Raw genomic sequence first — 26,047 nt, 5'->3', positions numbered from 1 at the left:
CCTGCTCGGGACAAACTGTCAGCCCAGGACAGAGAAACTGCTGTCCTCGTTGATCGGGCGCTTGCGGGAATAGAACCCAACGTCAATGGTCCGGCCAATATACGGCAGTACAAATTGCAACGGCTGGGCGTCGTGATCGCCTCCTCCTTCGCAATACTCGACCAGCGCCGCCATCATCTTGCCCGCGATGGGCGCGTTCTTGTACTGGTTTCCACTGGTTCCGCAGGCCATATAGAACCCAGGCAGGCTCGACCTGTCATAAATCGGTATCCAGTCAGTGGATGCATCATAAAGGTCGACTACCCCCCGCATTCGCGACGGAATGCCCAAAGACGGCACCCTTTGCGCATACCGCATCGCCTGCGTCCGCCACTGTTCGGTAAAATCGCGGTCATAGTGTTTGTCATCATCGCACCATTGGTGCGGGTCGCATTCCGGATCTTCCGAGCCGACGAGGATGTGGTTTCCATGCTCGGGCCGGGCATAACAGGCGATGTCGCTGTCGGATACGATCATGCCCTGCTCTTGGAAATCGAACCCTTCGGGCGCGGGAACATGCACCACTTCCTGCCGCAGGGGGCGGGTTTCAATTGTCATGTCGTCGGTCACGCCCGCCATCTGGTTGACAATCGACGACCCGGGTCCGGCCACGTTGATTACTACCGGTGCATGTATCTCGGCCCCGGTTGCCAGCCTGATACCTGCAACGCGGCCTGCTACCTGCAAAACCTCGGTCACTTCGACTCCCGTCTGCACCTGCGCCCCGTGCAGTTTCGCAGCCTCCATCAGGTTTTGCGCGCTCAGCGCAGGGTCGGTGACATACCCCGCCTGCGGCCAAAGAACCGCCCCCCCAAGACGCTCGCCATTGGGCTGCCCGAACTGCGGGTCGTCCAGGCGGCGCGCAGGCGCATAGCTGTTCAGATCATAGATGGGCAGCTTGTCCTGTATGCCGGCGGCATCAAGTTCTTCGAACGGACAGCCTAGTTCGGCACTGAACTGCATATGCCTGGCCAGATGCCCGTTGGCCTCGGTCTTCATCACCAGACACCCGGTCTGACGAAACTGCGCCAGATCGGCTCCTTCCGGAAGACCCAGATAGTCGGCCCAGTCGCGCCAATAGTGATACCCCTCCCAGGCGAATGCCGTGCCGTCGAAGGTGGAATAGTGCATCCGGATGATGGCACAGGACCCTGCAGTCGACCCGTGGCCGACCTGAGTATTGCGGTCCAGCGACAGCGTTTTCCAGCCTCGTTTGGCCAGCTCGAACGCGACCGCCGCGCCGATGACACCAGTCCCGATGATGATTGCGTCAGGATTGTTCATTGTCCTGTCCCTCCCAAATTCTGCGGGCATAAGCGCTGAATTCCTTGATCTCGTCCGGCCTTGCCTCAACCCCGGTGAAGGCAAAAAGATAGTGCGGCACTAGCGCCAGCCGGGCCTCGTGCGGTTCGTTCAACTGCGCCAGATCGTATCCCAATTGCATGTAGTACAGAACCCGGGCGCGTGTCTTGGCCTCCATGTCCTCATAGCCGAACCGCGCGAACATCGCCTGCAGCGCCGCCAGCCGCCGCGCGTCGGACTGATCCAGTATACGGCGTACCTTTCCCGACCGCCGCGCCCAGTCCCGCACGGCAAAATCCAGCGCCGTGTCGAACAGGTTCGGATTGACCACACAGCGATGCACATTGCAGACGGCCGCAGTGATGGTGTCCGCCGGGGTATCGGCCTGCGCGATCATGGCCGCGGTATTGGTCGCCTGCCAGCGCGCCAGCAGCGCATCCAGCAATTCCTGCCGGGACTTGAAATACCAGTAGAACGAGGACCGCGACACCGCCATTCTTTCGGCCAGGTTCAACACCTTGACCTGTTCGACACCGTCAGACACTAGAACATCCATCGCGACGTTCAGCCAGTCGTCGCGGGTTACCTTGATGTTTCCGACCAGCGGTTCGGCATCCGGGTCGTCGCGGTGCAGGATCGGTTTGGTGCTCATTCAACTCTCCGGTGGCGCGCCGCCTTCAGCGGTTCGGCGCGCGATGAATTCCTCAAGCTCGGCAATCCGGTCCTGATCATGTGCCGGTGCCCGAAATGTGTCGACGATGTTCTGCCAGATGCCTGTCGCGCGATGATTGGCGTCAATTGCACCCCGCTCGGTCCATGTTCCGAAATTCGACCAGTCGCCCACCAGCGGTTCATAGAACTGGGTCTGGTACCGCTCCATCGTGTGCGCGGCACCAAAGAAATGCCCCGATGGCCCCACCTCGCGCAGCGCGTCCAGTGCAATATCGGCATCCGTCGCAGTCGTTCCGGCGCACAACTCGGCCACCATCTGCAGAACTTCAAGATCGGTGATGATCTTTTCGAACGACACGGTCAGCCCCCCTTCGAGCCACCCTGCCGAGTGGATCACCACCGTCGCCCCTGCCATCAGGCAACCCCAAAGCCCGAACTGCGTCTCATTTGCCGCCTGTGCATCGTTGGTATTGGCCGCACTTCCACCGGCGCAACGCCACGGCAGGCCGATCTTGCGCGCCAGTTGCCCGGCCACCAGTGATGCCGTGAAATGCTCGGGCGTTCCAAACGCAGGCGCGCCCGACTTCATATCCACATTACTGGTGAAAGTACCGTAACAGACCGGCGCACCGGGTCTGGCAAGCTGTGTCAGCGTGATCGCTGCCAGCGCCTCGGCATGGCTCAGCGTCATCGCCCCCGCTACGGTTACCGGAGCCATTGCGCCCATCAGCGTAAACGGAGTGACGATCGACATCTGGCCCGCGCGCGCAAAATCGATCAGCCCCTGCGCCATCGGCATATCTATTACGCGCGGCGAGTTTGTGTTGATGATCGTATAACACCAGGGCTGGGCCGCGAATGCCTCCTCGGACAGCCCCCGGAAAGAACGGACCATCTCGAACCCGTCCTTCACCTGCGGAGTGCCACGTGAATAGATGAACGGCACCTTGTCACTCAGCGTCAGTTCCGCCTGGGTCATCGCATAGTGGCGCAGGTGCATCGGAACATCCTGCGCCTCGACCAGTGGCGGGACCATATGCAGCACGTCGAAGCTCTGGGTGATCTGCACCATCTCGCGGAAATCGCGCAAGGTGCCGGGCCTTCGCCCGCGCACCAGATCGGTGGCATGCGGCGCACCCGCGCCCGGCTGAAAGATCAGCCGCCCCAGCTCCATTGTCAGATCCCGCTCGGCCACCCCGCCCTTGACGACAAAAGATCTGGGTGCGGTGGCCAACGCTGACTCGACCATGTCGCGCCCTATAAAGACCATTTCGTCCCGGACCCGCGCGCCGCCTTGTCGGAACAATGTACGGGCCTCGGGCAGCAGAACCTTGATCCCGATATCCTCCAGCACGGTCAGCGAAGCCTGATGCAACGCCTCGATCCGGTCCTCGGTAAAGGCGGCCATTGGCGGAAACGGGTTGCGCAGGTTGCGATAGTCCACTTGCCGCCGCGTCGTACCTGCCGCCGCTTCGCGCCCACGCCTGCCGCGCCGGGTCATGACCGCATCGCCCTGCCTTGCGGATCATATGGTGACGGGGCAATCACGCGCGCCGGACGTTCGACACCCACAACATGCACCGAAAGCTCGGTTCCCGGCTCAGCCTTGGCAGGATCGACAAGGGCCATCGCCAGAGACCTGCCAAGATAATGACCATAGCCGCCCGAGGTCACGAACCCGACCCGCTCGTCAGCCGACCAAACCGGCTCATACCCGCTGGCATCGGCGTCCAGCGCGTCGATCTCCAGCGTCACCTGCACCTGCGCCGGGCCATTGCCGTCGCGTTCGGCCTGGGCCGCGGCCTTGCCGACGAATTCCTTGTTCCAGTCGATCCAGCGATCCATTCCGGTCATGCCCGGCGTATAGGCTTGGGTAAACTCCGCCGACCAGATGCCAAAACTCTTTTCCAATCGCGTCGAGAGCATCGCGTTGAAACCGCACTCGCGGATACCCTCATCGGCACCGGCGTCCAGCAACATCCGCCGCAGTTTGATATGATCGCCATAGCGGCAGTTGATCTCATATCCTTTCTCGCCGGTCACCGACATACGTGCAACACGCGCCCGGACAAGGCCGATGTCGAAATCACCGCAGCCCATGAATTTCAGGCCCGAGATATCCTGTTCCGCCAGTTTCTCGATCACCTCTTGCGATTTCGGTCCCACAAGGCCGAACCCGCAAATCTCTTCCCCCAGATCACGGATCGACACGCCGTCCATCATATGCTCGTTGAACCAGCGCATATGCCAGGCGCGCAGGTAATAGCTGCCCATGATCCACCAGGTGCCATCGCCCCAGTTCAGCACGGTCAGGTCGCCTTTGAGCCGCCCGTTCTCACCCAGCATCGGCGCCAGTTTGGCACGTCCCGGGGCGGGCAGTTTCGAGGCCATCATGTTATCCAGCCACGCTTCGGCATTTGGGCCGGAAACCTCAAAGCGGGAAAAGCCCGAGATATCCAGCAGGCCCACGCCCTCCCGGATGGTCCTGCATTCAGCGGCCACGATGTCATGCGCGTTCGAACGTTTGAGAGTTGGCGTTTCCTCGAACCCTTTGGGCGCGAAATACAGCGGCACCTCCAGATCCCAGCTGACACCCCATTTACATCCGGCCTCGGTCATCGCGTCATGCGCCGGAGCCATCTTCAGCGGGCGACCCGCAGGCAATTGCTCGTTCGGGTAGGTCATCACGAAGCGGCGCGAATAGAACTGGCCAGTGGTTTCACGGATATACCGCTTGTTCTGTGCGAAATCACCATAGCGCGCCACATCCATCGGCCAGGCGTCCGCTTCGGGCTCGCCGTGGATCATCCATTCGGCCAGTGTTTTCCCAACGCCACCACCTTGCAGGAACCCGGCCATCACCGCGCAGGCGGTCCAATAGCCGCGCTTGCCCGGAACCGGACCAACCAGCGGGTTACCATCTGGCGAGAACGTGAACGCACCATTGACCCATGTCTTGATGCCCACGTTCTGGATCGACGGATACCGCTCAAAGCCCAATGTCAGTTCGTTCTCGATCCGGTCAAGCTGTTCCTGAAACAGTTCCTCGCCATAGTTCCACGGCGCGCCGTCCATCGCCCAGTGTTCGTGATCGACCTCGTAGATCCCCACCAGAACACCCTTCTGGTCCTGCCGCATATAAGTGAATCCTTCGAGATCCACAGTCATCGGCATCTCGAAATCCGCCTGCGCCACTTCGGGCACCGTGTCCGTGATCAGATAGTGGTGCTTCAACGGTGAGACTGGCAGCTCTACCCCGGCCATGCGACCAACCTGCTTGGCCCAGAGCCCGGCCGCGTTGACCACATGTTCACAGGTGATCGTGCCCTTATCGGTCACAACCTGCCAGCCGTCATCAGTCTGGATCAGCTCTTCGACCTTGGTTTCCTCGTAATATTCGGCACCACGTTTCCTGGCGGCTGTCGCATAAGCCTGAACAGTGCCAGTTGTATCAATGTAACCTTCACGATCCGCCCACATCGCGCCCAATACACCGTCGGTTGACATGATCGGGCAACGCCGCTGCGCCTCTTGCGGGGTCAAAAGCTCGCAGTCGTCAATGCCGATGGACTGGAAGATGCGGTAGTTGGCCTGCAACCATTCCCAGCGTTCAGGCGTACCGGCTAAAGTCAGGCCACCGGTCATATGCAAACCGATATTCTGGCCCGATTCTTTTTCGATCTCACTCAGCAGGTCGATCGTGTAGGCCTGCAACGAGGCCATGTTTGGATCCGCGTTCAGGGCATGGATGCCGCCCGCCGCATGCCAGGACGATCCCGATGCCAGCCGCCGCCTTTCCAGCATAACCACATCCGACCAGCCAAATTTGGCCAGATGATACAGAACCGAAGCGCCCACGACGCCGCCACCGATGACCACGACACGATACTGGGATTTCATCGCCTTTTCCCCTCGAACAACTCGCAGAGGACGCTAATGGCACTGTTCACTTCTGTCTAGACAAATATGTACAGTTCTGACGGCGGATATTTTATGACTACAACTCAATTAATTACACTAGATACTTGCGCTTGAGCGGCCCCTGATATTTTCGAACCACGTCAATGTGGCGAAGTTTTCTTCGGGGATTCGCAGTTTGATGACTCGTGCGAAGTCCACAAAAACGAAGGTCGTGATATCGGCCAGAGTAAAATGGCTGCAGGCAATGAAAGGGCTGTCTTGCAGGCGTTCTTCAAGGATGTCGAAAAAGCGCCTGGCCCTGTCCAACCCTCTTTCCGCCAACTCCGGTATTTGCACATAGTTCCAAGGGCCGGGCACCGCACGATCAGCAAACGCCGGATGCGAGTTGCGCAATGCCTCGCCGATTGGCAAACCGCCCTGCTGTTCAACCAGTGCATTCCACATCAGCACCAGACCCTTTTCCTCGGGGGTGCGCCCCATCAATGGCCGTTCCGGAAACCGGGCTTCCAGATAGGCCGCAATTCCCAGGTTCTCGGTCAGAACCGTGCCATCGTCCGTCACCAGAACCGGTACTGTCGCCCTTGGATTGACCGCTTTGAACGCGTCACTCAACTGCTCGCCCTTGGCGATGGAGATATCGCGGGTTTCAATATCCAATCCCTTTTCAGCGATGAACATCCGCGCGCGGCGAGGATTGGGGGCGGTCGAGCAATCGTAGAACAACATGAACCTGGCTTTCGTGTCTGAATGTTTGCCAGCCGCAAAAACCGGCCGACCGCCGGCAGGGTGCAATTCCGTCGGCCGGTGTTCAACCCATCGCCTTGAAAACCGCACGGGCGATGACGCGTTCTTCGTCCGTCGGGATCACCAGAACGGGCGTTTCACCGCATGATATCACCGTCGAATTGCTGTCATTCGCCTCGGCATTCACCTTGAGGCCGAGATACTCCATGCCTTCCAGAACCCGCTCCCGGATCAGTGCGGCGTTCTCACCGATGCCACCGCAGAACACGACGGCGTCAAGACCGCCCATCACTGCTGACATTGCCCCCAACTCACGCTTGATGCGGAACACGTAATAGTCGATCGCCTCCTGTGCCCGGGGATCGTCATGCATCAGCAAAGTGCGCATGTCGTGGCTGATTTCACTGAGGCCCAGCAGGCCGCTTTTCTTGTAAAGAATATGGGTGATCGCCTCGACCCCGTGGCCCTGCGCCATAAGATACAGCAGCACGCCGGGATCAAGCTGGCCGCACCGGGTGCCCATCGGCAACCCGTCCAGCGCGGAAAACCCCATGGTCGAACCGATGCTCTTTCCATTTACGACCGCGCACATCGACGCGCCATTACCCAAATGGCAAATGGCAACCCGTCCAACCGACAGATGCGGATAGTCCCGTTTCAGCTTGCCGGTGATATAATCATAGGACAGCCCGTGAAACCCATAGCGTCGCACGCCCTTTTCATAAAACCGGCGCGGGATCGCAAAGGCGTCGTTCACAAATGGATGGCCGAAATGAAACGAAGTGTCGAAACACCCGACCTGAACCGCGCCCGGATAGGCCGTTCTTGAAGCAAGTATCGCCGCAAGATTATGCGGCTGATGCAGGGGCGCAAGCGGTTCAAGCGCCTGAAGTTGCTCGATAACCGTATCAGTCAACAAGGCAGGGCCGTCAAAAGTGCGCCCACCATGCACGACCCGGTGACCGATGCCGGTAATCTCCATGTCCCCCAGCAGTTGGTCGACGTGCTCTAGAATTGCGCGCACCGCCGCCGCATGATCGGCCGGTCCGATCTGGGTGGCTTGCCGCTTGTCGCGCTTTAGCACGAGTTGCGCGACCGGCCCCAGGTTCTCGACCTGCCCCCGGTGTAGCAGCGTAGGCTCCTTTGCGGCCAGATATACCCCGAACTTGATCGACGAACTGCCCGCGTTCAGTGTCAGGATCGCACTCATTCCATCTCTCCGGCTGTCCTTTCGGACTGTAGGAGCCGTCAAAGTGAAACGACAACCGGTGAAATGCCGCAGGCCGTTCCCTTAACCGGAACGTCTGCACATAGTGTGGTCCAGAACAGAACTTTGTCTCAATGCGTATGATGTCCCGAGGCCTACCGCAATTCAGGAGAATTGCTACAGTATTCAAAACACCGAAGGGAACACATTGAATGATTGCTTACGTCACCGTCGGTGCCGATGACATCGCTCGCGCCAAACAGTTCTACTCAGCATTCCTGACGGCCCTTGGATACGAACTGGAAGAGGGCCCCGAGGGCCTAAGCTACGTATTGCCCGTACAATCCGGGCAATCTCCCGTTCCGCCTGATTTCTACGTCAAACCAACCTTCGATGGGTGTCCGGCCTCGGCCGGCAACGGATCCATGGTCGCGTTCGAAGCGCGCAATCAAAAGCAGGTTCGAGACCTGCACGCCGCTGCGCTTGCCGCAGGCGGGTCCGATGAGGGACAGCCGGGCTTTCGTGCCGCATATGGGCCACACTTCTACGTTGGCTACCTTCGCGACCCACAAGGAAACAAAATTGCTCTCTTCTCCGACGATCCCGACGAGCCGGGGCGCGACGGATAGCATTGGCTAAATCAGTCCGACGGGCTTCGCTCAGGCGATGAATTCTTCGCGAACACCAAAAATCCAGCAATCTCAAGAATTCGTGATGTCCATCGGAAAGATTTATTCCCACCGTCACTCCGATTATCGTCAAGAACGTATTTGACTAGTCAGGGTCCGGCGGGTGAAACTGCACGAAAAAATCAGGGAGTTCTTGAAGTTGATGTCGATCCACGGCCAGGCGGGTGGAAAACCCCGATGACTCCGCTGTTGTCCGTCAGAGATCTGAGCATCGGTTTTGGTACTGCCGATCCTGTGGTTCAGGGCGTAAACTTCGACGTCCAGCCGGGCCAGACCGTGGCGCTGGTTGGCGAATCCGGGTCCGGCAAAACGATCACCTGCCGCGCCGTGTTGCGCATTCTGCCCAAGGCCGCACAACTCAGAAGCGGCAAGATCACCTTACAAGGCCCCGATGGCGCTCAAATTTTGTCCGACCTCACCGAGAGACAGATGCGTGGCATCCGGGGCAATCAGGTCTCGATGATCTTTCAGGAACCGATGCGGTCCCTGTCGCCTCTCCACACGATCGGAAATCAGGTCAGCGAAGTGTTGTGGCTGCATCGCAGCGCCTCGGAACGCGAAGCCAAGCGAAAGGTGCTGGAACAGTTCGACCGCGTCGGCTTTCCCGATCCGGAGCGTGCTTACAATTCCTATCCGTTCGAACTCTCCGGCGGAATGCGCCAGCGCGCGATGATCGCCATGGCGATGGTTGCCAAACCCGACCTTCTGATCGCCGACGAACCGACCACCGCGCTCGACGTGACGACACAGGCGCAGGTGCTGGGCCTGATCAAGGAGTTGCAGCAGGAAACCGGTATGGCCCTGATTCTCGTCACCCATGATCTGGGCGTGGTGGCGAACATGGCCGAACAGGTGGTGGTCATGCATAAGGGGCGCGTCATGGAATCGGGGTCTGCAGAACTGATCCTTCGCGAACCGGCTCATCCCTATACCAAACAACTCTTCGACGCCGCCCCGGAAATCCCCGATCAGGAAGCCGTCGGTATCCCGATGCCCGACGAGGATCTGATCCTCGAGATGAAGGAGATATCCAAGACCTATTCCATGCGGTCCGGCAAGGGATGGAAGGCCGGGGCGCTGATTCACGCCTGCCGCGGCGTCGACCTGAAACTGGCGCGTGGCAAAACCCTGGCGATTGTCGGTGAAAGCGGGTCGGGCAAAACCACAGCGGCGCGAATCGCTTTGGGGGCTGAACCGCCCGATCCGGGTGGCGAGGTTCTGTTTCGCGCGCAACCAGGGGCCGAGCCGATCACCGTGCACAAGATGAGCCGAACCGAGCGCACCGCATTTCAGCGTCAGGCACAGATGATCTTTCAGGATCCCTACAGCTCGCTCAGCCCACGCATGCGGGTACAGGACGCGATGACCGAGCCGCTTGAGATTCACCGCATCGGAACCACGGCCGAACAGCGCGACAAGGCCGCCGCGATGCTGAAGCGCGTGGGTTTGAACGAGGACATGCTGAAACGCTATCCGCACGCGTTTTCCGGCGGGCAGCGTCAGCGGCTGTCGGTTGCGCGCGCGCTGATGCTGGACCCGTCATTCATTGTCTGCGACGAACCGACCTCGGCCCTTGATGTATCTGTGCAGGAACAGATCCTCACCCTGCTCGAAGACCTTCAGGAAGGTTTGGGCCTGTCCTATCTGTTCATCTCCCACGATCTCGCCGTGGTGGCACGGATCGCCGACGAAGTCGCGGTCATGCGGCAAGGTCTGGTGATCGAACAGGCCCCGCCGGAAACGCTTTTCTACAACCCCCGTCACCCTTACACGAAAGCGCTGATCGCGGCCCAGCCCGAACCCGATATCAATCGCCCAATCGACCTGAAACTGGTAGCATTGGGCGCAGGATCGCCGGACAGCTGGGACGAAGCCTTTCGTTTCTCGAACTCCGTGGTACCCTCGTTGAAAGAGCTGGAACCCGGCCATAAGGTACGTTGTCATGTTTGAAACCACTCGCAGGTCGATTTTCTTTGCCGCCGCCTTGGCGCTTGCCGGCGCGGTACAGGCCGGCTCGGATACGCTTCCACCCCTGCAGGAAAGCGAATTCTGGAAACAGGAAGTCGAAATGGGCAATCTGCCCCCGGTGGCCGAGCGCATTCCCGAAGAGCCGGTCGTGGTCGATCCGGAGGCCAAGGGGCGGGAATACGGCCATCAAGGCGGCACGTTGCGCACAATGGTCACGCGGTCCAAGGATATCCGGCAGATGGTGGTCTATGGCTACGCCCGCCTTGTCGGCTACAACGAGAAATACGAGCTGGTTCCGGACCTTCTGGCGAGTTTCGAGAACGATGGGAACCGCAAGTTCACCCTGAAACTTCGCAAAGGGCACAAGTGGTCGGATGGCACCCCCTTCACCTCTGCCGATTTCGAATACTGGTGGAAAGACGTCGCCAACAACGAATTGCTCAGCCCCTCCGGCCCCCCGGATTTCCTGCGGGTCAACGGCAAACCACCGGTCGTCACCTTCCCTGACGAAATCACTGTGGTGTTCGAATGGGAAGAACCCAATCCCAACTTCCTGCAAAGCCTCGCACAGGCACGCCCGCCCTTCATCTACCGGCCCTCGCATTTCCTCAAGAAATACCACGAAGCCTATGCCGACCCCGACGAACTCGCCGCCGAGGTTGACGACGCCCGCGTCAAAAGCTGGGCCGCGCTGCACAACAAGCTCGACAACATGTACAAATACGACAACCACGAACTGCCCACCCTGCAACCGTGGCTGAATGCAAGCTCGGGCAAGAAGATCCGCCACAACTTCGTGCGCAATCCCTATTATCACCGCATCGATGCCAAGGGTGTGCAACTGCCCTATATCGACGTTATCGAGATGGAAATCGTGGCGCCCGGTCTGGTCGCTGCCAAGACCAACGCGGGCGAAACCGACCTTCAGGGACGCGGGCTTGATTTCCGCGATGCCTCGATCCTCAAGAAGGGCGAAGCCGGGGGTAATTACAAAACTTATCTGTGGGATACCGGCGTGGCCTCGCAGATCGCGATCTATCCCAACCTCAATTATGCCGATGATACATGGCGCAACCTGATGCGGGACGTACGCGTGCGCCGCGCGCTGTCGCTGGGGATCGACCGGAATACGATCAACCAGGCGCTCTATTTCAAGCTCGGCAAACCGGGCGCCATGACCGTTCTGCCTTACTCCCCTTTCTTCGACGAAAAGAACCTGCAAGCCTGGGCCGCCTACGACCCCGAACAGGCCAACAAACTGCTTGACGAGGCCGGGCTCGACAAGCGCGACGGCAGTGGTATCCGTCTGTTGCCCGATGGCCGCCCGATGGAGTTGATCATCGAAACCGCGGGCGAGCGGCAAGAGGTCGAAAATGCCATGCAGATCGTCACCGACAACTGGCGCGACATCGGCGTCAAGCTGATCATGCGCCCGCTGGATCGCGACATCCTGCGCAACCGCGTCTTTGCAGGAAACACAATGGCATCGGTCTGGTACGGCTGGGACAACGGCATCCCGCAGGTCTATACCTCCCCCGCCTATCTCGCTCCTACCGATCAGGTATTCCTGGCCTGGCCCAAATGGGGCCAGTTCTATCAGACCGGCGGCGATGCGGGCGAAGCGCCCGACATGCCCGAAGCACAGCGGTTGATGGAACTGTCCAAGGTCTGGGATACCGCGACCACGGATGAACAGCGCTCCGCCGCCTGGAAGGAGATGCTGGAAATCCATGCCGATCAGGTCTACGGCATCGGCATTCTGGCCGGCACACCGCAACCGATCGTCGTTTCGAACCGCCTGCACAACGTGCCCGAAAAAGGGATGTGGGCCTGGGACCCGGGCGCGCATTTCGGCGTGCATCGCATGGACGAGTTCTTTCTGGACCAGTAACGGGGGCAGCTGAATGCTTTTGCTGCGCTACGCAGTCTATCGCTTTTTCACCATGCTGCTGACGCTGCTGGTGGTGTCGGCGATGATCTTCATCATCATCAACCTGCCGCCCGGCGACTATCTGAGCAACCAGATTGCCGAGCTGCAGGCGTCAGGACAATCTGCGGGTGTCGACAAGGCAGAATTCCTTCGCAAGGAATACGCGCTCGACCGTCCCTTGTGGGAACAATACATGATCTGGATGGGCTTCATGCCCGGTCCGCACGGGTTCTCTGGCCTGATTCAGGGCAACTACGGCTGGTCGTTCGAGTTCGACCGACCCGTGTCCGAGATCGTGGGCGACAGCCTCTGGCTGACGGTCGTCGTCAACCTGGCCGCCGTCCTGTTCGTATATGCAGTGGCTCTGCCGCTGGGTGTTCTCGCTGCGGCCCGGTCGCGGACATGGGTCGACTATACCTCGGCCTTTGTCGGCTATCTGGGACTTGCCACACCGAACTTCCTGCTGGCGCTGATCCTGTTCTACTATGGCCACCGCTATTTCAACCTGCCCATCGGCGGCCTGATGGACCCCGCCTATGAGGGTTTGCCGATGAGCTGGGACAAGGTGAAATCGATTCTTCTTCATCTCATCGTGCCAACCTTTGTCATCGGCACCTCTGGCGCCTCGGCAATGATGCAGCGTCTGCGCGCCAATATGCTGGACGAGTTGGGCAAACCCTATGTCGAGACGGCGATTGCCAAGGGCATGTCGCCCTCGCGGATGCTGACGAAATATCCCCTGCGCGTGGCCTTCAACCCCTTTGTCGCCGATATCGGCAACCTGCTGCCCTCGATGGTCTCCGGCTCGGTTCTGGTCTCGGTCGTGCTGGGCCTGCAAACCATCGGCCCCACGCTCCTGACTGCGCTCAAGACGCAGGATCAGTTTCTGTCCGGCTTCATTCTGATGTTCGTGGCTTTGCTGACGCTGGTGGGTACAATGATCTCGGACGTGCTCCTGGTCATGCTTGATCCGCGCATCCGATATGAGGGGCGAGATACATGACCCAGCTTCCCGACGGTCGTTATGTCGACGACGCCCCCTATGATCCGCAGGTCTCGATCCAGCAACTGGAACGCCGCGACCTGGATGCCCCGAATTGGGTGCTGGTCTGGCGCAAGTTCAAAACCCACAAGCTGGGCCTTGTATCCGGCATCTTCCTGTTGCTCAGCTACCTGATGCTGCCGTTTGCCGGCTTCATCGCACCCTACACACCGAATGAACGCAATGGCGAGCACCTCTATGCCCCGCCGCAATCGATCAGCTGGTTCCACGAGGGCGAGTTCGTCGGGCCATACGTCTATCCCATCGTGGCCGAGGCGGATCTGGAAACATTCCAGTGGAAATTCGTCCCCGACACCGACAACCCCGCCCCGATCCGCTTCTTCTGCAAGGGCGACGAATATCGTCTTGCAGGGCTGATCCCTTCGGATACCCACCTGTTCTGCCCATCCGATGGCGCAACGGTGTTTCTGTGGGGGTCGGACAGGCTGGGTCGCGATGTGTTCAGCCGTATTCTCTATGGCGCACAGCTGTCGCTGACCGTCGGCCTCATCGGCATTTCGGTGTCGTTCTTTCTTGGCATCCTGTTCGGTTCAATGGCGGGATATTTTGGCGGCAAGACCGATTGGCTGATCAACCGTGTGATCGAGATCCTGCGCTCACTGCCCGAACTGCCGCTTTGGCTTGCCCTGTCCGCTGCCGTGCCCTCGAACTGGAGCCCGGTTGCCGTGTTCTTCATCATCTCGGTGATCCTTGGTATCCTCGACTGGCCCGGCCTGGCTCGCTCGGTACGCGCCAAATTCCTGTCACTACGCGAAGAGGAATACGTGCGCGCCGCCGAAATGATGGGCGCCTCGTCGGGCCGCGTGATCCGCAAGCACCTGTTGCCGAATTTCGCATCACACCTCATCGCCTCCGCAACCTTGTCGATCCCGGCAATGATCCTCGGCGAAACCGCGCTCAGTTTCCTCGGCCTTGGCTTGCGGGCACCTGCGGTCAGTTGGGGCGTGATGCTGAACGACGCGCAAAACCTCGCCTCGATCGAGATTTATCCTTGGACGGCCATTCCGATGCTGCCGATCATCGTTGTGGTACTCGCCTTCAACTTCCTGGGTGACGGACTGCGCGACAGTCTCGACCCCTACCAGCAATGACCCTGCTTTCCGCCCTGCCCGCGCCTGATACCTACAAGGTAACTGGCAGCGGCGCGCTGCCCAGCGTCTTTGCGGTGTCGGAACTGGCCACCGCATCCTTTGCGGCGGTCGGGCAGGAACTGGCGCGGCTGATGCGCGCGCAGAACCTGACAGCCGGACAACCACCGGTCACCGTCGATCACCGTCTGGCCTCTCTCTGGTACGGCTGGTCCCTGCGCCCGGATGGCTGGACCATGCCAAGCGCCTGGGACCCGGTCGCCGGCGACTACCGGACCGCCGATGGCTGGATCCGGCTGCACACCAATCTCGCCACCCATCGCGCGGCGGCTCTGAAAGTGATGGCAACACCACCCGACCGCGAGGCCGTGAGCCAAGCCGTGTCTGGCTGGAACGCGGACGAACTCGAAGCAGCCATCGTCGCCCAGGGCGGCGTTGCCGCCGCCATGCGCAGCCGGCAAGACTGGCTGGCCCACCCACAGGGCCGCGCGGTCGCCTCCGAACCTCTGGTGGCCTGGACCGGACCGAGGCGTGCAAACCTGCGCCAAAGGCCACAGGCAACACCCGAAAGCCCCCTGGCGGGCCTGCGGGTTCTCGACCTCACCCGCGTCCTGGCGGGGCCGGTTTCAACCCGCACGCTGGCCGGTTTCGGGGCCGAGGTATTGCGGATCGATCCCCCCGAATGGGACGAACCGGGGGTGATCCCCGACATCTCACTCGGCAAGCGCTGCGCCTATCTGGACCTGAAATCGTCCAACGGGCTTGCCCGGCTGAAGGACCTGCTGGAACAGGCCGACGTGTTTGTCCACGGCTACAGGCCGGGCGCATTGGACGGGCTGGGGCTCAACGTCGCGACCCGCAACCGGATCGCGCCGAACCGGGTCGAGGTGGCGCTTGACGCCTATGGCTGGCACGGCCCCTGGGCCAAGCGGCGCGGCTTTGACAGCCTCGTGCAGATGAGCGCGGGCATTGCTCATGCCGGTCAGGTATGGGCAAAGGCGGACAAGCCGACACCCTTGCCGGTTCAGGCACTTGATCACGCAACAGGCTATTTGATGGCCGCTGCCGTTCTGTCGGCGCTGGCCGAGGCGGTCGAAGGCAGGCCAATATCCGATGCCCGCCTGTCGCTCGCCCGCACGGCAGAGCTTTTGGTCAGCCTAAGGAAAACCGCGTCTGGCTTGGGTATCGCCAATCCGCTCAAAACGGATTTCGCGCCTGCGCCGGAACAGACCGGCTGGGGCAACGGCTTTCGCCTGTCTCCCGCTCTTGCCATCGGCCCGGCGAAAATGTGCTGGGCCCTGCCCGCGCCCAAGCTCGGCACCGCCACCCCCGACTGGGACTGACCGGATCGGGGCGCGGGAGCGCCCGCCACTAGCGGTCGTCGCCGCTGCCGCCGGGGCCGATATCGTCCAGATAATCCTCGTCGATCGCCGCCTGCACCGCGCCGGTCACCGCCTCGCGCTGTTTCGGGGTCAGGTCCTCGGGGCTCTTGTCATCGGCTAGCCGCACAGTCACCTCACGATGGGCAAATCTGATCCCCTCACGCGCGAACAACTCGCGAATCTCTTGATAAACCCTCTTACGCACCAGCCACTGGTCGCCCGGTTTGGTCATGAACTTGACCCGGATGATCATCGCCGAATCCTGCATCTCGATCACGCCCTGGGATTTCAGCGGCTGGATGAAGTTCTCGCCGATCACCGGATCGTCCAGCAACTGAACCCCCAGTTTCTTGATCAGCTTGCGCACCTTCTCGACATCGGTGTCATAGGTCACGCGCAACGGCAGTTTCATGATCACCCAGTCGCGCGAATAGTTGGTCAGCACCTTGATCTCGCCAAAGGGAATGGTGTTGAGCGCGCCCAGATGGTGGCGCAGCTGGAACGAGCGCACCGAGATCTTCTCGACTGTCCCCTTCACGTCTCCGATATCGATGTATTCACCCTTGCGGAACGCATCGTCGATCAGGAAGAACGCGCCGGAAAAGATGTCGCGTACCAGCGTCTGTGCGCCGAAACCAACAGCCAGACCGACCACACCGGCGCCCGCGAACAGCGGGCTGACATTGATGCCAAGCTCCATCAACGCAATAAGCGCGATGGTCACGACCACAACCGCCAGGATCGCACCACGGAACAGGGGCAGCAACGTCGCCAGCCGGCTTTGCCCCGCCTCACCGCCCTCGTCTCCGGGCGCCACCTCCTGCGCACCGTCTTCAACTTCTTCGGCGATCTTGCTGTCGATCCAGATACGGAAGAAATGGAACAGAACATAACCGATGAACAGGATCACCATCACGTCCAGCGCGCGTCCCACCGGCAAGTCATCCGCCCAATGCCCCTCGGGATACCAGATCGAAGCCAGTGCATAGATACCCACGACAAAGGCAAGAATACCTGCCACGCGGCGCGCCAGATCTTCATATGTCGCGATGACGTGTCGTTCGGGCTCTACCCTTTCGTATACCTCCGCCGCGGCGTCCTCCTCATCATCCGGAGTGGCCTTCATCACGTCGATCTGGCGCGACCGGTCGAAATACCGTTCCAGAAAATAGTTCATCGCTCCGTAAACGATCACCACCGACATGAAGACCGCATAGGTACCGGCCACCAGCGGGATCGACACGGGATGTTCAAGCACAAGGTCAACCGCCAGTTCGAACCAGCTGAAGAGGATGTAAAGCACCACGACCGGCGCCCAGCCAAAGGAGACGAACCGCAACAGCCACGACACCTGATCGGGGCCGCGCCCGCCCCGGATCGCGTTCGAGATGGCGCGCGCATTGAACAGCACCATAAGGATATTGCCCAGCGCGCCAACCGCCGTCAGGCTGCCATAGACCATCGCATAGACGTTGTAGTTGAGCCCGAAATCCGCGACCCAGGTCGAAAACAGAACCACCGCGATGTCATAGGTCGCAAGCGTCGACGCCCAGATATAGAGTCGCTTGGCATCCCGGTCGGAAAACGGCGGCAAACGATACTGGCTGAGGAACGGCGACAGCACCATGCGCCACAGATCGGATACCGTGCGCGCCAGGAAGAACGCGGTGAAGATCGCCGTCACGGTAAACTGGACCGAAATGTCCTCGGCCCGGCCAAACACCAGATATCCCACGATCAGTGCCATCACCATGGCAAAGACGGTGGCCCCCACTCCCATGACAAAACGGAAGACCAGGAACGGCATTTTTTCCTTGTACCCGACCGGATTGTCCTTGATCCGCGCGACGACAATTCGGCGCGCGATGCGTTTGCCGTAAATCTCGATCGACAACCACCGGCCGATCAGCAGGAACAACAGGTTCCAGGCCAGAACCTCGACATAGGTCAGAATGCGCCCGTCGGGGCTGGTCTCGCGCAGGATGTACTGCACCTCGAACACGGAATAGGGCAACGCTTCCAGCCGGGATTCCAAGGAGGCACGGAACTCTGAAAACCGCGCCTGCGCCTTCATCAACTGCGATCCGTCGCCCATCGGGTTGCTCGCGGCTGCGTCGGTCGGTGTTTCTGCGGCCGATGAAACCACTTTGCCGGCACTGTCAATGACGATGACGCTGGCCCCAGCCTCTGTTGCTGCCCGGATGGCGGCGGCGATGTCGCCTTCCGTATCCGACTGGCTGGTTGTGTCTTCTGAACCGCCATAACCCGGCAATAGCGACGTTTGCGCCGCAGCAGCGCCGATAAATGCCGCGACCGTGACCCAGATTGTCAGGATCAGGTTGAGAAGAAACAGTGGTCTCATTGGGATTTGCATCCAGTTCCTAGTGTTCGCGGTACGCTACAGGACACGGCTTCGGCGTTCAAATGGCTAGGTGATGTTTTCGCGCAATCGTGTCGTCATGTGCCTTTGAAATCATGCTTTTGACAATCGTGTTTTCAACGTCGCATGATTTGAATATGACCATAGCAGAAACACTGTTCCGACACTGGCGGCAAAACAAATCTGCATGTATCAAAGGATTGCGGCAACGGGGTATGGACGCTTGATCAGAATGCGCGACATCGCAAATCTCAGGATGGCCGGTCAAAGACACTCGGTTCGCTTGCGTTTTTTCGGCGTTTCGACCCTTCAAAGGCGCAACTCTGTTGCCTTTTCGCAATGGTCGGTCAAAACGGACATTTCCCGGCAAGCCTGCCACGGGAATTCCGGAAAAACCTGCGCTATGAGGGACAGGCGCGCGGCCCCCGGATCGGAACTCGAAACCTGTTACATGGTATGAACAAGAAAAGTAACGCATACCCAGCCTGCCGCGCCCCACGCATCATGTTCTACAGCCACGATACGTTCGGGCTTGGGCATCTGCGGCGCTCACGCGCGCTTGCATCCGCCATCACCGCATCCGACAGTCAGGCTTCGGCCTTGATCCTGACCGGCTCACCGGTGGCCGGGCGATTTACCTTCCCTCGCCGCGTCGACCACGTGCGCCTGCCCGGCGTTACCAAGCTTGCCGACGGGTCCTATGCGTCGCAAACCATCGGCATGGGCATCGACGACGTGACCGAGCTGCGCTCCAGCCTGATCCGGACCGCCGTCAAACAGTATCAGCCCGACGTTCTGGTCGTCGACAAGGAACCCACCGGGTTTCGCGGTGAACTGCTGCCCACACTCGGCATGCTACAACAGCAGGGAACCGCAAAAATGGTTCTCGGCCTGCGCGATGTCCTGGACGAACCCGCCGTTCTGGCCGCCGAATGGGCGCGCAAGGAAGCCGTCGAGGCCACCGAGACATACTATGACGAGATCTGGGTCTACGGGCTCCGGTCGATTTATGACCCTACTGCAGGCCTGCCGCTGAGCGCGCGCGCGCAATCGCGCATGCACTGGACAGGCTATCTGCGCCGCGATCTCGGTCCGATCGGCCCGCCCCCGCCGCAACCCTACATCCTGATCACGCCCGGCGGCGGCGGCGATGGCCGGGCGATGGTCGATCTCGTCCTGTCCGCCTATGAAAAGGACACCACGCTCGAACCCCGCGCGATACTCGTCTATGGCCCGTTCCTGTCGGGCGAATTGCGGGCCGAGTTCGAAGCGCGGGTTGCCCGGCTGAACGGGCGCGTGACCGCCGTCGGCTTCGAATCCCAGATCGAAACGCTGTTTGCCGGTGCAGCCGGCGTTGTCTGCATGGGGGGCTACAACACCTTTTGCGAGGTTCTGTCCTTTGACAAGCGCGCCGTTATCGTGCCGCGCACCGTGCCCCGTCTTGAACAATGGATTCGCGCCTCGCGGGCCGAAGAACTGGGGCTCGTTCAGATGCTGGACGAAAGCCGCGACGGCCTGTCCGCCGCGTCGATGGTCAACGCCATCCGGAATCTGCCATCCCTGCCGTTACCCTCCGAGGCCATCGGTGACGGGCTGCTTGACGGGCTCGACTATGTCACGCACCGCGTGAATGTGATGCTGGGCCGAGTCAGGGAACGAGCCACGGGATGACCGGCCCACAGCCCAAATTGGCGGTGCTGGTCAAAGGCTGGCCCCGCCTTTCGGAAACGTTCATCGCTCAGGAACTGGTCGCGCTGGAACAGGCCGGACACCAGTTTGCCATCTGGTCGCTTCGCCACCCCACTGACATCAAACGTCACCCACTGCACGAAGCCCTCAAGGCCCCGGTCCACTACCTGCCCGAATACCTCTACGAAGAGCCTGAGCGCGTGTGGAAAGCCCGCGCGATCGCCCAACGATTGCCCGGCTATGCGACGGCATATGAAATCTGGCGCAAGGATCTGGTTCGTGATCCGACTCATAACCGCATACGCCGCTTCGGGCAGGCCTGTGTTCTGGCCGCCGAACTATCCCCGGGAACCGGGGCGCTTTATGCGCATTTTCTGCACACGCCCTCTTCGGTTGCACGATATGCCGCGATCATGCGCGATATCCCGTGGAGCTTTTCCGCGCATGCCAAGGATATCTGGACCTCGCCGGATTGGGAAAAGCGCGAAAAACTCCATGCCGACAGCTTTGGGGCCACCTTCGGCGCCACCTGCACGGGAATCGGCGCCCGACACCTGCGCGGTCTGGCCGACGATCCGGGGCGGGTCGATCTGATCTATCACGGGCTTGACCTGTCGCGGTTCCCCGCCCCCCCGACGCGCCAAGAGCGCGCACCCGATGCCCCGTTCACGATGCTGTCGGTCGGCCGCCTGGTCGAGAAAAAGGGGTTTGACCGCCTGATTACCGCCCTTTCCCTGTTGCCCGATACGCTCGACTGGCGCTGGGTCCATATCGGCGGCGGCGGATCAAGTGAGAAATTCAAGCGCCGCGCCAGAGAACTGGACTTGACCGGCCGCATCGACTGGCGCGGGGCCTGCAACCAGCCCGAAGTCATCGAAGCGATGCGGCAGGCCGATCTGTTCGTGCTGCCCAGCCGGATCGCTGCGGATGGCGACCGCGACGGCCTGCCCAACGTGCTGATGGAGGCGGCATCGCAACTGCTGCCCATTCTGGCCACACCCGTGTCCGCCATTCCGGAATTCATCGTTTCCGGCACACACGGCACCCTGTCCGACGACGCCCCCGAAGCGCTGGCCGCGGCGATGGTGTCACTTGCCTCAGAGCCGCAAAAGGCGGCCCATATGGCACAGGCCGCCCGCGCCCGGCTGGTGGCCGAGTTCGGGATGGCCCCCGGTATCGCGCGCCTGTCCCGGCGTCTGCACACCCTCTGCGGGACCGTACCGGCATGACCCATGTCGCGTTCTATGCCCCCTTGAAATCTCCCAACAGCCCGGTGCCCTCCGGAGACCGGGCAATGGCCCGCAATCTGATGGCGGCCATCGGCGCAAACGGTGCCCGGGTCGAGCTGGTGTCCGAGCTGAAAATTCATGACAAGCACGGCAACGCAATGGTCCAGCACGAGCTGCGTCAGGCCGCCAAACTCGAATCCCTTCGCCTCGCGCAAACCCTGCCCCCCGAGGTCTCCCTCTGGGTGACCTATCACAACTACTACAAGTCCCCCGATCTCATCGGACCCGAAGTATGTCGCGCGCGCAACATCCCCTATGTGCAGCTGGAAAGCACACGGGCCAATAAACGACTGACCGGACCATGGTCGGAATTCGCCAAGGCCGCGCATGACGCCTGCGACGCGGCGCGGATCATATTCTATCACACCGAAAACGACCATTTTGCACTGAACCGGGACCGGATCGCCGGGCAAGATCTGGTGTCGCTGCCGCCTTTTCTGCCCTACGCCGCCGCCCCCCCGAGATCGGATTGTGTGGGGCCGATGTTGGCCACCGGAATGATGCGCCATGGTGACAAGCTGCACTCCTACGAACTCATTGCGCAAACACTTTCCCTGCTGCAAGGCGACTGGCAGCTGCACATCGCAGGCGACGGTCCGACCCGGCCCGAGGTCGAAGCGCTGATGGCGCCATTCGAGGGGCGGGTGCGGTTTCTGGGCCAGCTGGACAGGGCCGCCATGCAAGCCGCCTACTCAAATGCTTCACTATTTTTCTGGCCCGGCGTGAACGAAGCCTATGGCATGGTCTACCTCGAAGCGCAGGCTGCGGCTCTGCCCGTGGTGGCGCAGGATCGCCCCGGTGTACGGGACGTGCTGCTGCCCGGTGAATACCCGACGATCGAAGGCGGCCCGAAAGCACTGGTGCGCGCGCTTGAAACCCTTCTTCGCAATGCCGACCTGCGGCGCGAGACAGGCGCCAAGTCCCGCGCCCATGTCCAAGCCCACCACCTGATGCCCGCCGCCACGGAAACCTTCTGGTCCGCCGTCCGGCCCTTGTTGGGGGCGCAGGGATGACGCGCCTAGCCCTCCTCCGCCACGGCCATACCGAATGGAACCGCGCGGGTCGCATTCAAGGCCGCAGCGACATCCCGCTCGACGCTCAGGCGCGGCAGGAACTGGCCGGGTACCGCCTGCCCGAAGAGTGGGCAGAGGCGGATCTGTGGTCCAGCCCTCTGTCGCGCGCCCGCGAAACCGCAAGCATCGTTTCAGGAAAGGAACCGCGCCTCGCCCCCGAACTGATCGAAATGAACTGGGGCGCGTTCGAAGGCAAACGCGGCGCCGACCTGATAGCCGACCCACAAAGCGGCTATCGCCATATCGAGGAGTGGAGCTGGGATTTCCGCCCGCCCTCCGGCGAAAGCCCCGCCGAGGTCGGCGATCGTCTGCAACCCTGGCTGGCGCGCCTCACCGGCGACACCGTTGCGGTCTGTCATATTGGCATCATGCGTGTGATTCTGGCGCGTGCGTGGGGCTGGAACTTTCGCGGTCCCGCCCCCTTCAAGATCAAGCGCAACCGTCTTTTTATCGTTCATCTGGGCGATATGCGGCCCGAGCCGGAACCGGTCCGCCTGCTGCAAGCCGGAGGCGCAGCATGAAAGTGATGATCGCCGTTACCCATCTTCTGGGTACCGGGCACCTGAGCCGTGCGCTTACCCTCGGTCATGCTTTTCGCAAGGCAAACCATAAGGTCTTTGTCGTCTCCGGCGGGATGCCCGCGCCGCAACTCGACAGTGCCGGGCTGGACCTGTTCAATCTGCCGCCACTGCGGTCGGACGGGACGGACTTCACCCGCCTTCTGACCGAAGTCGGAACGCGCGCCGACGAAAGCTATTTGAAGGCCCGCATTCAGGCGCTGATGGCCGCCGTCAGCCGCTTTGCCCCCGACATCCTGATCACCGAACTTTATCCCTTTGGCCGCAGGTCGCTGGCGCCGGAGTTCGAGGCGTTATTGCAAACCGCGAATGAACTCTCGCCGCGTCCCGCCATCCTCGCCTCGATCCGGGACATCCTGGCGCCACCGTCCAAACCCTCAAAGGCAGAACGCGCCGATGCGGTGATTCAACGTTACTACGACGGTGTACTGGTCCACTCCGATCTCCGATCCACCCGGCTGGAGGCCAGTTGGCCCGTGTCCAAAGCTTTGTCCCAACGCCTGCACTACACAGGCTACGTCGCTCCGGCCCCGGCGAAGCAGCACCCGCAAACGGCGGGCGCAGGCGAAATCATTGTCAGCGCGGGCGGCGGCCCGGTCGGGCAGCCGATCTTTCAGGCCGCCATCGAGGCCGCCCGAAAGATGACCAACAGGCGCTGGCGCCTGTTGGTTGGTGGGCGCGATACAGGCCAGAGGATTGCCGATCTTGAAGCATTGGCAGGCGAAATACCAATCCTGATCGAACCTGCCCGACCCGATTTCCGCCAGATGCTGTGCCACGCCGCGGCATCGGTCAGCATGTGCGGCTACAACACCACACTCGATGTCCTGCAATGCGGCGTGCCCGCGGTTTTCATCCCCTTCGACGACGGCAAGGAAGTCGAACAGGGGCTGCGCGCGCAAAGCCTGTCACATCTGCCCGCAGTCGAGGTGATCAAAAGCACCGCCCTGTCCGGCGACCTGCTGGCCAGCTCGGTCGAAAAGGTGATCGCCTCCGGCCCCCGCCCCGATCTCGGCTTGTCCTTCGATGGCGCTGCGCGCACTGTCGCCATCGCCGAAGATCTGGCAAAGGTGACACGATGACCCCGGATTGGACACCTCTGGATAGCGAATTTGCCCGCTGGCACGGCGACGGCCTGACCCTGCCGCTGTGGTGGCGCGATGACGACGCCACCGCGCCCAACCCGCAACTGGACCGGCTTGCAGATCTGTCGGCTCAATATGGCCTGCCGGTACATCTGGCCGTCATCCCCCATACGGCGCAAGACACTTTGGCATCCGCCCTTGCCGAGCAACCGGCGCTGATCCCGGTCGTGCACGGCTGGGCGCACAAAAACCACGCCCCGCAGACCGAAAAGAAGGCCGAGTTCCGCCTGCACCGCCCAACCTCGGACATCGTTGCGGATGCAGAACGCGGGCTGACCCGATTGCGCACGCTCTTCGGCCCGGCCCTGATGCCGATGTTCGTGCCGCCCTGGAACCGCATCGCGCCCCAGGTCGTCAAACAGCTTCCCGCACTGGGATACTGCTTTCTGTCCACGTCCACCCCGCGCACGGCCACACATCCCGCGCCGGGACTGGAGCAGGTCAACACCCATCTCGACCCGATCGACTGGCACGGGACACGCAGCCTGGCCGATCCCGACACGCTGATCGCCCATCTTGTGAGTCTGCTTCAGGCCCGGCGAAGGGGGGCTGTGGACAATACCGAACCCTTCGGCCTGTTGACCCACCACCTCGTGCATGATCAAGACATCTGGGCCTTTACCCAGGGCCTGATCGAACGCCTGATGCAGGGACCGGTCCGGATCTGGACCGCGCCACGCGACTGAAACGCCAAGGAGACCTTGATGAGCCGACTGGATTCCATGCTGCGCCGCCTGACCGCCCAGCGCGACGGGCTGAACTGGGCCGCAGGGCAGATCCGCGATCTTGAGGGCGACGTTCTGGACATGGGGCTGGGGAACGGGCGCACCTATGATCACCTGCGCGAAATTCTGCCCGACCGCCGGATCTGGGTGATGGACCGGGTGCTGCAGTGCCACCCCTCCTGCGTGCCGCCGGAACAGGATTTCCTGCAGGGCGAGGCCGAACCGATGCTGCAGCGCCTCGTCACCGAAGGTCGGCGGATCGCGTTGGCCCATTACGATTTCGGCATGGGCATCAAACAGGACGACGTGGCCGAGGCCGCCCGCCTCAGCCCACTGATCGCGCAAGTGATGGTCCCCGGCGGCCTGCTGATCTCGGGGCAACCTCTGGTCGGGTTCGACCAGATCACAGGCCCCGCGACCATCGCACCGGGCAGGTATATGTTCTATCGCACCTGACAAGGACGCGGCATGACATTCAGTCGCTACGCAATCTACTACCTGCCACCCTCGGGCGAGGAATGGTCCAGCGCCGCCACCGCCTGGCTCGGCCGGGACATCACGAGCGGAGCGCATGTCGCACATCCGTACCTGGACGGCATCGATATCGCCGACATCACAGAAACTCCGCGTAAATACGGGCTTCACGCGACGCTGAAACCCCCGTTTCGACTGGCGTCACCCCACAGCACATCCGAGTTGAAGGAGGCTTGCGCCCATTTCGCGGCAACCCGACCCACGGTCAGTGCACAAGGGTTGGAACTTGTGCGGATGGGCCGCTTTCTGGCCCTGTGCCCGGTTGGGGACACCGCTGATCTGAACGCTCTCGCCGCTGCCTGCGTGCGCGACCTCGACCGCTTTCGCGCGCCCCTTGACGGAGCCGAACGCCAAAGGCGCGGCGAAGGCCTAAAACCCGCGCTGCAAGCAAACCTCGAAACCTGGGGCTATCCGTATGTAATGGGCGCATTCCGGTTTCATATCACACTCACGGGGAAACTGCCCAAGGCGCTGCTCTCTCCGGTTCAGGCCGAATTGCAAAGCCGGATCGGGTCTGTGCTGCCCAGCCCATTCCGCCTCCGGGACATCGCTCTGGTCGGCGAGACCGAGGACGGGTTGTTTCGCCTGATCAAACGCTTTCCCCTCTCAGGCTGAGTGCAGACGTTTCC

Annotated in this window: 21 protein-coding genes; 14 read left to right on the top strand and 7 right to left on the bottom strand. The window is 61.3% G+C overall.

Features of this window, described 5'->3' with window-relative positions:
• Nucleotides 1-18 precede the first annotated feature (18 nt).
• The 6 genes from AC2FMY_RS03740 to AC2FMY_RS03715 form a co-directional block, all read right to left on the bottom strand.
• Nucleotides 19-1,323: an NAD(P)/FAD-dependent oxidoreductase gene (locus tag AC2FMY_RS03740; RefSeq protein WP_496806998.1), complete on the bottom strand. Its 1,305-nt coding sequence runs from the start codon at nt 1,321-1,323 to the stop codon at nt 19-21.
• Nucleotides 1,310-1,993: a TetR/AcrR family transcriptional regulator gene (locus tag AC2FMY_RS03735; protein ID WP_480747924.1), complete on the bottom strand. Its 684-nt coding sequence runs from the start codon at nt 1,991-1,993 to the stop codon at nt 1,310-1,312. Before AC2FMY_RS03735 ends, AC2FMY_RS03740 begins: the two co-directional genes overlap by 14 nt.
• Nucleotides 1,994-3,514, bottom strand: a complete 1,521-nt coding sequence (locus AC2FMY_RS03730) for a trimethylamine methyltransferase family protein (protein ID WP_496746345.1) — start codon at nt 3,512-3,514, stop codon at nt 1,994-1,996.
• Complete coding sequence (locus tag AC2FMY_RS03725) at nt 3,511-5,913, bottom strand: GcvT family protein (RefSeq protein ID WP_496746347.1); 2,403 nt, start codon at nt 5,911-5,913, stop codon at nt 3,511-3,513. Before AC2FMY_RS03725 ends, AC2FMY_RS03730 begins: the two co-directional genes overlap by 4 nt.
• A 117-nt stretch (nt 5,914-6,030) precedes the next feature.
• Nucleotides 6,031-6,660, bottom strand: coding sequence for a glutathione S-transferase family protein (locus AC2FMY_RS03720; protein ID WP_496806997.1), 630 nt, complete (start codon nt 6,658-6,660; stop codon nt 6,031-6,033).
• 82 nt (nt 6,661-6,742) lie between these two features.
• Nucleotides 6,743-7,888 (bottom strand): acetate/propionate family kinase, encoded by a 1,146-nt coding sequence (locus tag AC2FMY_RS03715; RefSeq protein WP_480747928.1) that lies wholly within the window; start codon nt 7,886-7,888, stop codon nt 6,743-6,745.
• A gap of 209 nt (nt 7,889-8,097) precedes the next feature.
• On the opposite strand from AC2FMY_RS03715, the gene AC2FMY_RS03710 reads away from it, so the two are divergent.
• From AC2FMY_RS03710 to AC2FMY_RS03685, 6 genes are all read left to right on the top strand, one after another.
• On the top strand, nt 8,098-8,514 hold the full coding sequence (locus tag AC2FMY_RS03710) for a VOC family protein (protein WP_496746353.1): 417 nt from the start codon (nt 8,098-8,100) through the stop codon (nt 8,512-8,514).
• 237 nt (nt 8,515-8,751) lie between these two features.
• Complete coding sequence (locus AC2FMY_RS03705; protein WP_496746355.1) at nt 8,752-10,524, top strand: ABC transporter ATP-binding protein; 1,773 nt, start codon at nt 8,752-8,754, stop codon at nt 10,522-10,524.
• On the top strand, nt 10,517-12,433 hold the full coding sequence (locus AC2FMY_RS03700) for an ABC transporter substrate-binding protein (protein ID WP_480747931.1): 1,917 nt from the start codon (nt 10,517-10,519) through the stop codon (nt 12,431-12,433). Before AC2FMY_RS03705 ends, AC2FMY_RS03700 begins: the two co-directional genes overlap by 8 nt.
• Nucleotides 12,434-12,446: 13 nt before the next feature.
• Nucleotides 12,447-13,475 (top strand): ABC transporter permease, encoded by a 1,029-nt coding sequence (locus AC2FMY_RS03695; protein WP_496746359.1) that lies wholly within the window; start codon nt 12,447-12,449, stop codon nt 13,473-13,475.
• Entirely contained in the window at nt 13,472-14,626 is a 1,155-nt protein-coding gene (locus tag AC2FMY_RS03690) for an ABC transporter permease (RefSeq protein WP_496746361.1), read from the top strand. The genes AC2FMY_RS03695 and AC2FMY_RS03690 overlap by 4 nt, the downstream gene beginning before the upstream one ends.
• Nucleotides 14,623-15,966 carry a CoA transferase gene (locus tag AC2FMY_RS03685; protein ID WP_496746363.1) on the top strand — a complete coding sequence of 448 codons (1,344 nt, stop codon included), beginning with the start codon at nt 14,623-14,625 and terminating at the stop codon, nt 15,964-15,966. Before AC2FMY_RS03690 ends, AC2FMY_RS03685 begins: the two co-directional genes overlap by 4 nt.
• A 28-nt stretch (nt 15,967-15,994) precedes the next feature.
• Here AC2FMY_RS03685 and AC2FMY_RS03680 read toward each other — a convergent pair whose 3' ends face one another.
• Entirely contained in the window at nt 15,995-18,367 is a 2,373-nt protein-coding gene (locus AC2FMY_RS03680; protein ID WP_480747935.1) for a mechanosensitive ion channel family protein, read from the bottom strand.
• Nucleotides 18,368-18,841: 474 nt separating this feature from the next.
• Here AC2FMY_RS03680 and AC2FMY_RS03675 point away from each other — a divergent pair, with 474 nt between their 5' ends.
• From AC2FMY_RS03675 to AC2FMY_RS03640, 8 genes are read left to right on the top strand one after another with little or no spacing between them, the layout of a single operon-like run.
• Nucleotides 18,842-20,056, top strand: coding sequence for a glycosyltransferase family protein (locus AC2FMY_RS03675; protein ID WP_480747936.1), 1,215 nt, complete (start codon nt 18,842-18,844; stop codon nt 20,054-20,056).
• The gene (locus tag AC2FMY_RS03670) at nt 20,053-21,303 is read left to right on the top strand and encodes a glycosyltransferase family 4 protein (protein ID WP_496746365.1); all 1,251 of its coding nucleotides are present in this window, start codon (nt 20,053-20,055) and stop codon (nt 21,301-21,303) included. Before AC2FMY_RS03675 ends, AC2FMY_RS03670 begins: the two co-directional genes overlap by 4 nt.
• The gene (locus tag AC2FMY_RS03665) at nt 21,300-22,376 is read left to right on the top strand and encodes a glycosyltransferase family 4 protein (protein ID WP_496746367.1); all 1,077 of its coding nucleotides are present in this window, start codon (nt 21,300-21,302) and stop codon (nt 22,374-22,376) included. Before AC2FMY_RS03670 ends, AC2FMY_RS03665 begins: the two co-directional genes overlap by 4 nt.
• Nucleotides 22,373-22,957 carry a histidine phosphatase family protein gene (locus AC2FMY_RS03660; RefSeq protein WP_480747939.1) on the top strand — a complete coding sequence of 195 codons (585 nt, stop codon included), beginning with the start codon at nt 22,373-22,375 and terminating at the stop codon, nt 22,955-22,957. Before AC2FMY_RS03665 ends, AC2FMY_RS03660 begins: the two co-directional genes overlap by 4 nt.
• Nucleotides 22,954-24,096, top strand: coding sequence for a glycosyltransferase family protein (locus tag AC2FMY_RS03655; RefSeq protein WP_496746369.1), 1,143 nt, complete (start codon nt 22,954-22,956; stop codon nt 24,094-24,096). Before AC2FMY_RS03660 ends, AC2FMY_RS03655 begins: the two co-directional genes overlap by 4 nt.
• Entirely contained in the window at nt 24,093-24,845 is a 753-nt protein-coding gene (locus AC2FMY_RS03650; RefSeq protein ID WP_496746370.1) for a polysaccharide deacetylase family protein, read from the top strand. The genes AC2FMY_RS03655 and AC2FMY_RS03650 overlap by 4 nt, the downstream gene beginning before the upstream one ends.
• Nucleotides 24,846-24,863: 18 nt before the next feature.
• The gene (locus AC2FMY_RS03645) at nt 24,864-25,340 is read left to right on the top strand and encodes a class I SAM-dependent methyltransferase (RefSeq protein ID WP_496746372.1); all 477 of its coding nucleotides are present in this window, start codon (nt 24,864-24,866) and stop codon (nt 25,338-25,340) included.
• A gap of 12 nt (nt 25,341-25,352) precedes the next feature.
• Nucleotides 25,353-26,033, top strand: coding sequence for a DUF1045 domain-containing protein (locus tag AC2FMY_RS03640; protein ID WP_496746373.1), 681 nt, complete (start codon nt 25,353-25,355; stop codon nt 26,031-26,033).
• The last annotated feature ends 14 nt before the right edge of the window (nt 26,034-26,047 follow it).

This window comes from Ruegeria sp. YKSE079, from assembly GCF_059612845.1.
The sequence above is the reverse complement of the archived record's forward strand: the minus strand, read 5'-3'. Positions and strand labels throughout refer to the sequence as shown.

What these genes read in the sequence shown, in the direction of transcription:
- AC2FMY_RS03740 (WP_496806998.1), bottom strand. Translation starts at nt 1,323, where the DNA reads ATGAACAATCCTGACGCAATCATCATCGGGACTGGTGTCATCGGCGCG.
- AC2FMY_RS03735 (WP_480747924.1), bottom strand. Translation starts at nt 1,993, where the DNA reads ATGAGCACCAAACCGATCCTGCACCGCGACGACCCGGATGCCGAACCG.
- AC2FMY_RS03730 (WP_496746345.1), bottom strand. Translation starts at nt 3,514, where the DNA reads ATGACCCGGCGCGGCAGGCGTGGGCGCGAAGCGGCGGCAGGTACGACG.
- AC2FMY_RS03725 (WP_496746347.1), bottom strand. Translation starts at nt 5,913, where the DNA reads ATGAAATCCCAGTATCGTGTCGTGGTCATCGGTGGCGGCGTCGTGGGC.
- AC2FMY_RS03720 (WP_496806997.1), bottom strand. Translation starts at nt 6,660, where the DNA reads ATGTTGTTCTACGATTGCTCGACCGCCCCCAATCCTCGCCGCGCGCGG.
- AC2FMY_RS03715 (WP_480747928.1), bottom strand. Translation starts at nt 7,888, where the DNA reads ATGAGTGCGATCCTGACACTGAACGCGGGCAGTTCGTCGATCAAGTTC.
- AC2FMY_RS03710 (WP_496746353.1), top strand. Translation starts at nt 8,098, where the DNA reads ATGATTGCTTACGTCACCGTCGGTGCCGATGACATCGCTCGCGCCAAA.
- AC2FMY_RS03705 (WP_496746355.1), top strand. Translation starts at nt 8,752, where the DNA reads ATGACTCCGCTGTTGTCCGTCAGAGATCTGAGCATCGGTTTTGGTACT.
- AC2FMY_RS03700 (WP_480747931.1), top strand. Translation starts at nt 10,517, where the DNA reads ATGTTTGAAACCACTCGCAGGTCGATTTTCTTTGCCGCCGCCTTGGCG.
- AC2FMY_RS03695 (WP_496746359.1), top strand. Translation starts at nt 12,447, where the DNA reads ATGCTTTTGCTGCGCTACGCAGTCTATCGCTTTTTCACCATGCTGCTG.
- AC2FMY_RS03690 (WP_496746361.1), top strand. Translation starts at nt 13,472, where the DNA reads ATGACCCAGCTTCCCGACGGTCGTTATGTCGACGACGCCCCCTATGAT.
- AC2FMY_RS03685 (WP_496746363.1), top strand. Translation starts at nt 14,623, where the DNA reads ATGACCCTGCTTTCCGCCCTGCCCGCGCCTGATACCTACAAGGTAACT.
- AC2FMY_RS03680 (WP_480747935.1), bottom strand. Translation starts at nt 18,367, where the DNA reads ATGAGACCACTGTTTCTTCTCAACCTGATCCTGACAATCTGGGTCACG.
- AC2FMY_RS03675 (WP_480747936.1), top strand. Translation starts at nt 18,842, where the DNA reads ATGAACAAGAAAAGTAACGCATACCCAGCCTGCCGCGCCCCACGCATC.
- AC2FMY_RS03670 (WP_496746365.1), top strand. Translation starts at nt 20,053, where the DNA reads ATGACCGGCCCACAGCCCAAATTGGCGGTGCTGGTCAAAGGCTGGCCC.
- AC2FMY_RS03665 (WP_496746367.1), top strand. Translation starts at nt 21,300, where the DNA reads ATGACCCATGTCGCGTTCTATGCCCCCTTGAAATCTCCCAACAGCCCG.
- AC2FMY_RS03660 (WP_480747939.1), top strand. Translation starts at nt 22,373, where the DNA reads ATGACGCGCCTAGCCCTCCTCCGCCACGGCCATACCGAATGGAACCGC.
- AC2FMY_RS03655 (WP_496746369.1), top strand. Translation starts at nt 22,954, where the DNA reads ATGAAAGTGATGATCGCCGTTACCCATCTTCTGGGTACCGGGCACCTG.
- AC2FMY_RS03650 (WP_496746370.1), top strand. Translation starts at nt 24,093, where the DNA reads ATGACCCCGGATTGGACACCTCTGGATAGCGAATTTGCCCGCTGGCAC.
- AC2FMY_RS03645 (WP_496746372.1), top strand. Translation starts at nt 24,864, where the DNA reads ATGAGCCGACTGGATTCCATGCTGCGCCGCCTGACCGCCCAGCGCGAC.
- AC2FMY_RS03640 (WP_496746373.1), top strand. Translation starts at nt 25,353, where the DNA reads ATGACATTCAGTCGCTACGCAATCTACTACCTGCCACCCTCGGGCGAG.